At 36.4% G+C, this 11,867-nt stretch carries 10 protein-coding genes; 2 read left to right on the forward strand and 8 right to left on the reverse strand.

What is annotated here, in order from left to right; genetic code table 11:
- Positions 1-17: 17 nt before the first annotated feature.
- The gene (locus KFZ70_RS05775; RefSeq protein WP_407516040.1) at positions 18-2,189 is read right to left on the reverse strand and encodes a hypothetical protein; all 2,172 of its coding nucleotides are present in this window, start codon (positions 2,187-2,189) and stop codon (positions 18-20) included.
- Between the two features lie 84 nt (positions 2,190-2,273).
- On the opposite strand from KFZ70_RS05775, the gene KFZ70_RS05780 reads away from it, so the two are divergent.
- On the forward strand, positions 2,274-2,747 hold the full coding sequence (locus KFZ70_RS05780) for a regulatory protein RecX (RefSeq protein WP_139694450.1): 474 nt from the start codon (positions 2,274-2,276) through the stop codon (positions 2,745-2,747).
- 89 nt (positions 2,748-2,836) lie between these two features.
- Here KFZ70_RS05780 and KFZ70_RS05785 read toward each other — a convergent pair whose 3' ends face one another.
- Together KFZ70_RS05785 and KFZ70_RS05790 are read right to left on the reverse strand one after the other, a co-directional pair.
- On the reverse strand, positions 2,837-3,328 hold the full coding sequence (locus tag KFZ70_RS05785; RefSeq protein WP_139694449.1) for a DUF6646 family protein: 492 nt from the start codon (positions 3,326-3,328) through the stop codon (positions 2,837-2,839).
- Positions 3,329-3,389: 61 nt separating this feature from the next.
- Positions 3,390-4,250, reverse strand: coding sequence for a cupin-like domain-containing protein (locus tag KFZ70_RS05790; RefSeq protein ID WP_139694448.1), 861 nt, complete (start codon positions 4,248-4,250; stop codon positions 3,390-3,392).
- Between the two features lie 245 nt (positions 4,251-4,495).
- Between KFZ70_RS05790 and KFZ70_RS05795 the strand changes: the two genes are divergently transcribed.
- The gene (locus KFZ70_RS05795; protein ID WP_139694447.1) at positions 4,496-6,061 is read left to right on the forward strand and encodes an Ig-like domain-containing protein; all 1,566 of its coding nucleotides are present in this window, start codon (positions 4,496-4,498) and stop codon (positions 6,059-6,061) included.
- Between the two features lie 81 nt (positions 6,062-6,142).
- Here KFZ70_RS05795 and bioB read toward each other — a convergent pair whose 3' ends face one another.
- From bioB to KFZ70_RS05820, 5 genes are all read right to left on the reverse strand, one after another.
- Complete coding sequence (bioB, locus tag KFZ70_RS05800) at positions 6,143-7,237, reverse strand: biotin synthase BioB (protein ID WP_139694446.1); 1,095 nt, start codon at positions 7,235-7,237, stop codon at positions 6,143-6,145.
- A gap of 33 nt (positions 7,238-7,270) precedes the next feature.
- Complete coding sequence (locus KFZ70_RS05805; protein ID WP_139694445.1) at positions 7,271-8,239, reverse strand: alpha/beta fold hydrolase; 969 nt, start codon at positions 8,237-8,239, stop codon at positions 7,271-7,273.
- Positions 8,240-8,310: 71 nt separating this feature from the next.
- The gene (locus tag KFZ70_RS05810; RefSeq protein ID WP_199240629.1) at positions 8,311-9,957 is read right to left on the reverse strand and encodes a flotillin family protein; all 1,647 of its coding nucleotides are present in this window, start codon (positions 9,955-9,957) and stop codon (positions 8,311-8,313) included.
- A gap of 8 nt (positions 9,958-9,965) precedes the next feature.
- Positions 9,966-10,532, reverse strand: coding sequence for a hypothetical protein (locus KFZ70_RS05815; RefSeq protein ID WP_139694444.1), 567 nt, complete (start codon positions 10,530-10,532; stop codon positions 9,966-9,968).
- Between the two features lie 113 nt (positions 10,533-10,645).
- Positions 10,646-11,800, reverse strand: coding sequence for a beta-ketoacyl synthase N-terminal-like domain-containing protein (locus KFZ70_RS05820; protein WP_139694443.1), 1,155 nt, complete (start codon positions 11,798-11,800; stop codon positions 10,646-10,648).
- Positions 11,801-11,867: the final 67 nt, after the last annotated feature.

The raw sequence follows: 11,867 nt of genomic DNA on the forward strand, positions 1-11,867 counted from the left end.
AGCTGTTAACAGCGGTGTTATTTTTCGGTTGTTGATAAGGTACTATTTTGAAATAACACTTCAAAACGGTCATTAAACTCACCAACTTCTGAGGTAAAATTATACTCAGAGGCCGATAAATCATGTGTTTTGTTTAATAGCTTGTCTTTTAAATAAACAGGATTTAAGGTTAAAAAATCACCTGTTAGTTGCGGGATAGATAAGGTATAAATGGTAGGAACATCAATGGTGGTTTTAAAACCTAGGGTAATGATTTCTTCGGGGTTGATGCTAGTTGGATTCTTTCCTTGTATAACAAATTTTTCATCTGAATTATCTATTCTTGAATACAATACACTTGCACTTCCTGTTGGTATTCTTTTTGTGTCATATGATGATTTGTCTAGGTTGTCGGATGCCCCTTTTATATAAGAAATTAAGATTTGATTGAATACTCCATTATCAGAAGTTAAATTTATCCATAGTTTATTGGAGTCTTTAATTGATTTTGTTTTTGAATTAGAAATTTTAAAAAACTGACTATTGCTTGTTATATCAGCCATTCTCATATTGTTAGTAAAAGAAGCTATGCCAGTAAAAATTGGGTATGAACCTCCGTTTGTTTGACCATCATTTGACATTGCGATGAAAAATCCTTGTCCAGAAGGGATATACTTGTTTGGAGTCTCACCTCCACTTATTGCGGCTACGCCCCCAGATCTGTTTATATAGGCATAGTCGTCTTGGCTGAAGTTATATGCGTAATTTCCCGGATTTAAATCACTTGCCATGCTGTTGTGGGTCCACAAGTAAATTACTCCTTCAAGAGTACCAGTTGGGTTTGTAGAAATATCATATTCATTTTGGTCAAAGAAAGCATCGGTACTTATGGCGCAGGGGTAAGGATTGCTTATTAGGTTCCAATTACTATCATTAAGTTCATCATCATTTCTATAAACAGTAACATTGACTTCTCCAGTATTAAAAACACCAGAAAATGTTGCCTGATCAGTATAGTTAATTGGTCCTGGTACAGGAGGAGGGGCAACTGTTGTTACCGCATACCCAATTCCTGGAGTCATCACACCAGCTGCAGTTTGCCAATCGTTACCATCATCATCAATATCATCAGGAATACCATTGTTTGTTCCTACCGTATGTTGGTCTAAATAGTTAGCGGCATTGAAAAAATATCTTCTGTTGTCATCGGGTAAAGGAAATGTAGAAACTATATTTGCACTTTTTACTGGTGATCCCCAATAAACATAGTGTAAACCGGCGTCATTGTATATTCTAGTTGTTTTGGTAATTGATGCGCTGCCGCTAGAGCTAATTTGGAAAATTCCGTTGGCACTGCTTTGAACAAAACTTCCTTGGGTCTCAACAAAAAGAGTACCGTTTACAAAAACATCATTTTCAACACTTACATAAGAACCATTATCTACAGTTAAAACATATGGGGAGTTAATTGTTAACTTACAACAATCAATATTATCAATCGTTAAAGAATTGTAATCACCATTTATTATTGCTTCATCTGATGATGTTGGAGTAGAAGGAGTCCATGACGTGCCATCCCAAGTCGTTGTAATTCCCGAGCATGTAGGAATCAAATTAACAATGCCATCTAAACTAAGGTCGTCCCCTGGTAATGGTCCAACTGAAAAAGTTCCATTACCATCTTTAGCACCCCAGCCATAGAGTCGAAAACTTATTGTTGTACCAAAAGCAACATTTTGTAATTCAGAAATAGTTGATAAATTAATTTGAGTTTGAGAAGTAGCTGAGCTGTCTATGGAGTAGTTAAATGGATTACCAATATTAGTAAAAGTAATGCCATCAAGACTGTATTGCCATAGAAAGAACTCAGGACCCGTAGCTGTTCTTCTTAAATTTACATCTAAAGTGTATAAAGAAACTCGATACCCGTTAGTTGCAGAAATTTGAAATTCCAAATAGTCATTGTTGCTTAAAGCATCTGCTTGAGAACCATTAACGGTGAAGTTTCCAGAAGAAAAAGCGTTAGTAAGTTGTCTCGGTGTTAATCCAGACCCTCTACTTAATGTGGAAATAATCAATCCTAGATCATGAGTTGTGTCTTGAAAGGTTACTTCATCTCCATTATTACCATCCATGTCCCATGCCACAATCTGCCCAAACCCTAAACGAAACAGTAATATTAAAACAATAAGCAGTGTTGTTTTTTTCATAACGCGTATGTTTTTATGCCTAAGATTTGGCTTTTATAAATTTTCATTCGTTGGTTTATTAATAGTTGTTATTTTTGAGCACTTATGCTATCAAAAAAAACATATACACTACAAGAGGCTACTAAAAAATTAGAGCACTATTGTGCGTACCAAGAACGCTGTCATCAAGAGGTTAGAAAAAAACTAGAAACCATGCATATGATACCCGAGGCTATTGATGTGATTGTGGTTCATCTTTTACAACATAACTTTCTTAATGAAGAACGTTTTGCCAAAACATTTGTACGTGGAAAGTTCAATATAAAACGTTGGGGACGTTGCCGATTAACTTTAGAACTAAAGCGAAAAGACATTTCCAAAGTTAATATAAATCAAGCACTTGCTGAAATTGATGAAGGGGAATACATCGAAGTTTTTAACGCTTTGTCAGAAAAAAAGGCAAAAAGCATTAAGGAAGTTAATATTTACAAGAAGCGTAAGAAATTTACAGACTATTTTTTATATCGTGGTTGGGAATCTTATTTAGTATATGAAAAAGCTCATGAATTAATTTCTTAACTCAGGCTTTTGTGATATAAAAAAAGACGCATAATCTAGTTTTGGTGTTACTAGACCATGCGCCTTGTTGCTTTAAACGAATAGTTTATTTATAAACTAAATGAAGCACCAATATTTACATTAAATTGATTGTTTAATTTTTGAGCGGGGGTTAAATCTCCTGTTTTGTATTTGGCTAAAGGCACCCCAAACTCGGTATATAAACCAAACCCTGAACTGAAGAAGTAACGCGCCCCTAGATGACCACCAAAGTTTCTAAGTCCTAAACTTAGGCCTGGGTACAAATCAAAATTTTCATCTACATTAATCACGTTGCCTAGGTTAGCATTAAAGCGGCCTCTTACATCAAAACGATCGCCAAAATCGGCATCTATATTTTCATTAACGCCTAAGGCATAGGTTGAAGATACCCCAACTGAAATGTTTTCTCCCAAACCAAAGTCATAACTAGCATGAATACCTGTGGCATGGTTTTGCAAATTAACTCCTACTTGAAATTTGTTGTCGTTTGCCCCTATATAGGCTTGAGAACTGGCTAAGGTTATACTGAAAACAGCTACTAATAGCGCAAAATGTTTCATGTTTGATTGTTTAAAAATTAGTTGCAAAGATATTATAAGTACGGCAAAAACAAACTTAAATTTAAAGTTGTTTATGAGTTCTTAAAATGGCTTGCTCATTCTTCCAATCAATCCATTTTTGCCCCTTAATGCGGCGCATCATATTATCAAAACTCCGCATCACAAATACATTGTAAACCGCCTTGCTAAAGTTTTTAGGGTTTCGGGCCATAGCACGTAAACTCATAGAAAATCCAGGCGTAAGATAGCGCATATAATGCCAATAGCCCTCGGGCATATACAATACTTCACCATGATTAAGTTCAGTTTTATAACCTATTGCTTTTTTTAGCATGGGCCATTTTTTAAAATCAGGGTTGTTAAAATCAATATCTTCTCTGGTGATGAGTGAATGGGGTATTTTATACAGGTATTCGTTTTGGTTTTGATCAAACAAAATGCATTGTTTTTTTCCTTCAAAATGAAAGTGAAAAATATTGGCTAAGTCAATGTCATAATGCATAAACGTATAGGAATCTTCTCCGCCAAAAAATAACATGGGTATGCCTTTCATAAGGCGTAGTCCAAAATCAGGAAATGTAAAGTCTTTCTGTAATTCAGGAATTTCTTTTAATGCATTCCATAGAAAAATACGGTATTTAGTGGGTTCTCTTTTGAGTAAATCGATGTATTCACCCAGCTTCATTTTGGCATGTGGTTCGTTAAAACCGTCCTTGTAGTCAACCGGTCTGTCATCATACAATGGAACGGTTAAATCACCCCCAATATTTTTCATGTAATCTAAATTCCATTTAGAATAGGCTGGCCAATCTTCTATAAAACGCTCAATAACCACTGGTTTTTGTGGTTTAAAGTAATCTTTTAAAAATTCCGCTTTGGTAATGGTTTTCACGCGCGGAATATCCTGTAAGTTTAGTGACAACGTTGCTTTGGTTTTTATCAGGTAAAGTTAATAAATCGACACGAAATATGTTAATAGATTTTTGTAAGACCTGTGTTGTAATTATGCTTTTGTATAAGCAGGTCTTTTTATCTTTTGTCAGAGACACCCAAGGTGCTTACAAGAAAAGTTAAAATTCACTTGATAAGAACTTGACAATTGGCTAAACTATAGTATAACCTCAGGTTTTCTTGTAGATTTGAAATGCTAAATAAACAAAAAGAAAGATGAAACTGATTAAATTGATTAAAGAAATGAGGCTTTTAATGCTAATTTTACTTGTGTTTACATACATTATGGTAAGCTGTGGTGGTGACGATAATTCTGAGACTAATGATTTTCCTTCAGCAAATGATGACAGTTTAGTTGTTAATGAAAATAGTGTGCCTGGGAAACAAAATCAGGTAGTAGTCTCGGCCAATGACAATATTGGAAAGGATGGTGGAAAAGGAAATGATTATAGTATACTAGAAGCACCTAAAAATGGAAATGTAACAGAGGTAAGCGATGGTGTTTTTGAGTATTTGCCAAATCCTAATTATTTTGGAGAGGATAGCTTTATGTATACGTTAACAGATGCAGATGGTGATAAGGATTCTGCAATGGTTAGTGTCACGGTTACTGAGGTAAATAGTGAGCCTATTGCCAATGATGATACTTTAACAGTTGATGAAAATAGTGGTGCTGGTGAAGGAAATAGGATAAATGTTTCTCAAAATGATGTAATCGGATCTGATGGAGGTGACGGGGATGATTTTAGTTTGTTAAATAATGCTGGTAATGGTACGGTTTCAGAGGTTTCTGATGGTGTTTTTGAGTATGTTCCAAATGCTGATTTCCATGGAGCTGATTCCTTTACATATTCACTTACAGATGCCGATGGTGATAGTGATACGGCAACAGTGCATATAACTGTGAATAAATCTGAACCAACTTCAGAAGATTTTGCAAATATAGATCCTAATTTTCCGTCTTTCGTGTCTATTGATAATACAACGCCTGCAGGTAAAAAGTGGGTTAAATTAGAAAGTATGTCTGATGAGTTTAACTTTTGGGATAGCTCTAAATGGTTTAAGTCTACATGGAATTATGGTGTGCCAGTGTATATGTCAACCTCTGGAGAAAATTCTGGTGTTTCTAATGGTAATCTTTGGATAAAGGCAACGTTGAATGAGAGTAATCCTGAGGGGCGTTGGTTTCAAACAGCACGAATTCATTCTATCGATGAAACTAAATACCCAATGTATACAGAAGCAAGAATTAAAGCAGCACATATATCTGCATATAATACATATTGGCTTAATAATGGGGATATTAATAATAGAGATGAGATTGATATCATTGAAAATAATTCAAAACCGTCTTGTGGATGTAAGCCAGATTACCCAACCACAATGAATTCTCAATATTTTCATGCTGATTCTAGCTTGAATCCTGTTACCATTAGAAATGATGATAACTTTAATAATATTAATTTATCAGAAGCTAATCCGGCGCGTGGAGTGAAATGGAATGAAGCCTATCAAACATTTGGTGTGTGGTGGAAGGATTCTAAAAATATTCAATTTTATTTAAATGGAGAGGCTGTTGGTAGTGTTACGGTTGGTGAAGATAGATCGGGATCAATTTATCCTAATCGTGAATTTACCAGAGAACTAGAGATTATTTTTGATTTATGGACATTTGATGCCGATTGGATAGGTGGTTTAGCTTTAAAGAATGATTTGTTAGATGATACTATAAACACTATGAAGATTGATTGGGTTAGAACCTGGAAACTTGAAGATGAATAATTGAGCACTACTTTAAAATAGTGTATAAACACAAATGCCATCCAATGATTTGGATGGCATTTGTGTTTATATTAAATTCGTTTATTTAAGCGTTTTTGCTTTGGCCTTTGCAGCCTCGTTACGCTCAATAATATGCTCTGGGCGAGTCCATTTTGGTTTTTCACCTAAAGCCTCGAATTGAGATTCTGCAGCTTCAACTGTTTTAGGCTGAACCTTTTTAGTGAACGGTTTTTGTGGTTTCATACCTAAAACTGCAAACATTTCCATGTCCTCATTCACATCAGGGTTTGGTGTAGTTAATAATTTATCGCCCGCAAAAATGGAGTTTGCTCCAGCAAAGAAACACATAGCCTGACCTTCTCTAGTCATTTGCGTTCTGCCTGCACTTAAGCGCACTTGCGTCTCAGGCATAACTATTCGGGTTGTTGCTACCATGCGCACCATGTCCCAAATTGATACGGGTTTTTGATCTTCAAGTGGCGTGCCTTCAACAGCCACTAAAGCATTAATTGGGGTAGACTCTGGTTGCGGATTTAAGGTTGAAAGTGCTACAAGCATACCTGCGCGGTCTTCAATACTTTCGCCCATACCAATAATACCACCACTACACACGGTAACATTGGTTTTACGTACATTGTCAATAGTGTCTAAACGATCTTGATAGCCACGTGTTGAAATCACTTCTTTATAATATTCTTCTGAAGAGTCTAAATTATGATTGTAAGCATACAAGCCAGCTTCGGCTAAGCGTTTGGCTTGATTTTCAGTAACCATGCCTAAGGTACAGCAAACTTCCATATCTAGTTTATTAATGGTTCTTACCATTTCTAAAACTTGATCAAACTCTTCGCCATCTTTTACATTTCGCCATGCGGCACCCATACACACACGAGAGCTTCCTGTAGATTTAGCACGCAACGCTTGTGCTTTTACCTGTTGTACAGACATTAAATCATTACCTTCAATATCTGTGTGATAACGCGCAGCTTGCGGACAATAACCACAATCTTCAGAACAACCTCCTGTTTTTATAGATAATAGCGTAGATACTTGCACTACATTAGGGTCGTGATGCAATCTATGAACCGTAGCTGCTTCATAGAGCAATTCCATGAACGGTTTGTTGTATATTTCTAAAATTTCTTCTTTCGTCCAGTTGTGTCTAGTCTCGCTCATAAAATCAAATTCAAAATTTGGCTCAAAAATAACCTATTTTATATTGAAAAAAGTATTAAATAGGGTATAAAATTTATCGGGTTCCTCTAAATAAGGGTTGTGTGCACTATCTTCAAACATGACAAATTGGGCTTGAGGCATGAATATTTTGTATTGAACATTGAACTCTGGCGTTGAAACCCCGTCATATCGTCCCGCTACAATAAGTGTTTTAGCCTTTACATGTTTTAGTTGTTGCCTATAGTCTTGGTTAATCATGCTACCAGACACATCAAAATCGCCATCAATACCTATAATGGTAGTATACACATCATTGTTCCAATTTCGGTATTTCGTTTTTGGTCGGTTCGATTGAATTTTCGTGTTATGGTAATAGATGTATTTGGTTGGAAAATTGCCGTAAAGCGTTTTTAGGGGCTCCTGACTTGATACATAGCCTAAAGCACGAAGGGAATCTACTTGTTGCCACTTTTCAGGGAAATGGGTTTTAGCATAGTGGTTATAACTATCACAGTTTGCTTGCCACATGGCCCCTGAGTGAAACCCGCTAATAAGCATCATTTGATTCACATGATTAGGGTACTTTATGGCATAGGCCTGTGCGGGTACAGTGCCGTAGGAATGTCCAACGAGTGAAATTTTGTCAAAATCTAGTAATACGCGAAGTTTTTCAATAAGTGCAACATCATTTTCAACTGAGTATTCTGAAACGTTTTTGGCATCATCACTTTTGCCTCTACCTAAAAAATCAAAAAATACTACAGTTTTGTTTTTGTAATAGTGCCCAAAACAACCTTGCATGTAATCATGAGAATTTCCTGGGCCACCAGGTAAAAAGAAAATAGGGTCTCCTGATCCTTTTATTTCAACATTGATATTGTAGCCATCAATATTGTAGAATTTTGACTCAAATTTGTCAAAAATATCAGGGTCTGGTTGGGCTATTAATAAAATTGGTGTTAGAAACAGAAGTAATGCAAGAAAGGTTAAAATAGATTTCATAGCACAATGTTTTTAGGTATATGTGTAAAAGTATTGAAAAAAAATCATCCGCTATTTAGCGGATGATTTTGTTATGCTTCAGGTTGCGAATCGTTATTTTTGGTATCAGATGTAGGAGGCGTAGGTTTCGTTTTAGGATTGTCACTCTCTACCTCTTTACCACTTAAGTACTCGGGTAATTGCATGCCTGCCATATTAAACATGTCTTGTAATGGCGGAACGGATTTATACATACCCGATAAGAAATTGGCCGTTGATGATTTCCCATCTTTAGAACCTCCATTTTCCCAAACGGTAACTTTATCAATCTTAATGTTTTTAATGGCTTCGGCTTGTGTTTTAACTAATTCAGGTAATTTATCAGCGATTAGTAAAAGAACGGCATCTTTTGAATTATTACCGGCTGCTTTAACTATTTGGTCTAAACCAGCGGCTTGTTTGGTTAATACTTCATATAAACCTTCAGCTTCAGCTTGTGCTTTTAAAAGTATAGCATCGGCTTCACCTTTTGCAATTCTCCTTATATTTTCTGCTTCCGCTTCGGCGTCAATTTCTACTTTACGTTTATCAATTTCTGCAGGAACAATAATATCTGCTAATTGTGATGAACGTTCTCTGTCTGCTCTAGCTTCTTCTGCTTTCTTCTCGGCTGCATAGGCCTCTTCCAAGGCTTTTGCTGCTTGAACCTTTTCAGCAGCAATAGCTCTTTTTTCTGCTTCCGCCTCACGCTCTCTACGTTTGGCATCCGATTCTGCAATAGAAATTTTGGCAATATTTTCTCCATCAATAGCACGTGCATTAGCTTCGGATGTTTTAATGCGTTCTTCTTTTAAGGCTTCGGCCTCCCCAATTTTAGCTAAGGCAATAGCACTTGCGGTTTGAACACGCTCCGTTTGACTGGCATTAGCTTCGCCTATTTTAGCCTGAGCGTTGGCCGCAGCAACTTGCGTTCTTTCATTTTGCATGGCATTAGCTTCGCCTATTTTAGCCATAGCATTTAGTTCGGCTACTTGAGTGCGCTCATCTTGAACCGCATTGGCTTCACCAATTGATCCGTCTCTATTTTTCTCGGCAACCGATTTTCGAGCCGCATTAATGGCGTGAGCAGCCGCTTCTTTACCTAGCGCTTCTATATATCCAGACTCATCAACAATATCAGTAATGTTTACGTTAATAAGCTTTAACCCTACTTTTTTAAGTTCAGATTCTACACTTTGTGAAATATTTGTAAGAAACTTATCACGGTCTGAGTTAATCTCTTCAATATCCATAGAGGCTACTACCAAACGTAATTGCCCAAAAATAATCTCTTTGGCTAGTTCTTGCACATCGCTCATAGAAAGGCCTAATAAACGTTCGGCCGCATTTTGCATTACCCCAGGTTCGGTAGATACACCAATGGTAAAACGAGAGGGCACATTAACACGAATGTTTTGTTTTGATAAGGCATTGACCAGATTAACTTCAATTGAAATTGGTGTTAAATCAAGAAATTCATAATCTTGAATCACTGGAAAAATAAAAGCAGCACCACCATGAATACATTTGGCTGATTGCCCGCCGCCTACCTTACCGTAAACTACTAAAATGCGGTCTGAAGGACAACGTTTATAGCGTCTAACAAGGATGATAAAAAAAACAAATACAAAAAATACAGCAGCTATAATAGCCATTGGAAAGCCTATATTAAAGGCTTGTAATGAAGAAATGGATAACATATCTTTTTTTAGTTAAGTTGTTCTACAATTAAAATACCGTTTTTAGTTACCGACTTTACGGTAATAACAGTTCCTGATTTTAAGTCGGTTTCGGCATCTGTAAGCGCTTCAAGTTCTCTTAATGCGCCTTGAATACGTATGTGTGCTTTTCCTATTGAAGAGCGTTTAGCCCCAATGGTTAAATACACTTCACCAACACCACCTATGGCGTTTTTGTACACTAATGTGCCACTATCATTAAGTTTACGCATGTAATAAAACATAGCGGCCATGATACTCATCATAATGAGGCCTGCAAGCAACGCAATAATAATGGTTATAGGTTTTGATAATCCTGCATCAATACAGGCTATGCCTGTCCAGCCAAAAAGAGTGAAAAAGCCTATTAAGTTCTTAAAAGTGATGAATTGAAAACCAATACCGGTATCGGCATCAATTTCAGCATCGGTGTCAAGATCGCCAGAATCACCACCAATAAACGTGGTAATAATTACTAAAATAAAAACTAGCGATCCTAAAAGTGCAATGCTCCAAAAAATCTTTGGAAAAAGTTCTAAACTTGAGTACCACTCCATAGTTTTAAAATTTAAAAGATTAAAGAATTATGCCAAATAGATATTTTGTACTACGGAATAGTGCTTTAGCTATTTGGTACTAAATGTAAGACTTTTTGTATAATCTTACAACGTTATTTTGAAAGTAAAATAGAAACGGCATTTCCTCCAAAGCCAACAGCATTTACAAGAATATGGTTCAGCTTTTTAGGAGGTTTAGGGTTGTCTATATATGGTACACCAATACATTTTTGATACTGTAACATGAATACAGCGAGTTCAATATTTAGCGTTCCGGATGCGCCAAAGGTGTGACCTATCTTCCATTTATTTGTAGTTAAAAAAGGCCTTTTGTTACAAAATATTTTTTCAACAGCCTTAAATTCTGAAAGATCACCTTTTATGGTGCCTGGTGCATGCATGACAATAGCATCAACTTCATCAGGGTTAATGTTGCCTAAGGCCATTTTCATAGATTTTTGAAAACATTTTGCATCACTTGAAATGGAGATATTATGTTTTAAAACCTCTGTAGCGTAACCATAACCTGATATAGTTGCTAAAGCATTTGTTGGGCGGCCAGCTTCTAAACATACCATGGCGGCGCCCTCACCTAAAACCATGGTGTTTTTAGTTTTGTTAAAATCTAAAGCGCGACACGGAAAATTGGTGTTTTGCTTGGTGTAGATTTTAAGGGCTTGCATTTGTGCAATGGTAAATGGTGTTAAAGGAGCCTCACTACCACCTACCAAAAATTTAGAACACATACCTGCATTTATCCAAGCAATGCCATTGAGCATGGCATGTAATGCCGTTGAACAGGTAATAGAATGGCTTATTTCTGGTCCGTTAGTTTGTAAATCATGCGCTACCCATGAGGCAATGTTGCCTAGTGTTGTTGTTGGTGAGCTAAGAGTTTCGGCTTTATTGTTTTCAAGAAATGCGTCATAATACTTTTCAAAAAGTGTTGTGGCACCTCTTGAGGAACCTATGTTTACTCCAAAATGATCTGTTGATTGCCAGCCAGCTTGTTTTACGGCTTTTCTTGATGTGTAAATAGCGTATAAAACCGAATGGTCAAGTGATTTGTATTTAGGATCGGATTGTTTGAGTATTTCTATGTCTTTTAGGACATCTGGCGGAATTTGAGCCACCACCACGGGTTGTTTTGAAACTGTTTTTGTTGTGAAATGATGTTTGTTATTTAAATAACCTTCCCAAATATGCTTAGGCGAATTACCCAATGCAGAAATGGATGCTATAGCGGTTATTGAAATAGGGGTATTCATAAATGTTGTTTCAAAATTTAATCATGTTAATGTTTGATGTACATTATCATGTATAATATGAACGGCA

The sequence above is a fragment of the Allotamlana fucoidanivorans genome, assembly GCF_045788535.1.
Classification (GTDB): domain Bacteria; phylum Bacteroidota; class Bacteroidia; order Flavobacteriales; family Flavobacteriaceae; genus Allotamlana; species Allotamlana fucoidanivorans.

Excerpts from the sequence above, each read along its gene's own strand:
- bioB (WP_139694446.1), bottom strand. The coding sequence starts at position 7,237 with ATGAGCGAGACTAGACACAACTGGACGAAAGAAGAAATTTTAGAAATA.
- KFZ70_RS05805 (WP_139694445.1), bottom strand. The coding sequence starts at position 8,239 with ATGAAATCTATTTTAACCTTTCTTGCATTACTTCTGTTTCTAACACCA.
- KFZ70_RS05775 (WP_407516040.1), bottom strand. The coding sequence starts at position 2,189 with ATGAAAAAAACAACACTGCTTATTGTTTTAATATTACTGTTTCGTTTA.
- KFZ70_RS05815 (WP_139694444.1), bottom strand. The coding sequence starts at position 10,532 with ATGGAGTGGTACTCAAGTTTAGAACTTTTTCCAAAGATTTTTTGGAGC.
- KFZ70_RS05795 (WP_139694447.1), top strand. The coding sequence starts at position 4,496 with ATGAAACTGATTAAATTGATTAAAGAAATGAGGCTTTTAATGCTAATT.
- KFZ70_RS05810 (WP_199240629.1), bottom strand. The coding sequence starts at position 9,957 with ATGTTATCCATTTCTTCATTACAAGCCTTTAATATAGGCTTTCCAATG.
- KFZ70_RS05820 (WP_139694443.1), bottom strand. The coding sequence starts at position 11,800 with ATGAATACCCCTATTTCAATAACCGCTATAGCATCCATTTCTGCATTG.
- KFZ70_RS05785 (WP_139694449.1), bottom strand. The coding sequence starts at position 3,328 with ATGAAACATTTTGCGCTATTAGTAGCTGTTTTCAGTATAACCTTAGCC.
- KFZ70_RS05780 (WP_139694450.1), top strand. The coding sequence starts at position 2,274 with ATGCTATCAAAAAAAACATATACACTACAAGAGGCTACTAAAAAATTA.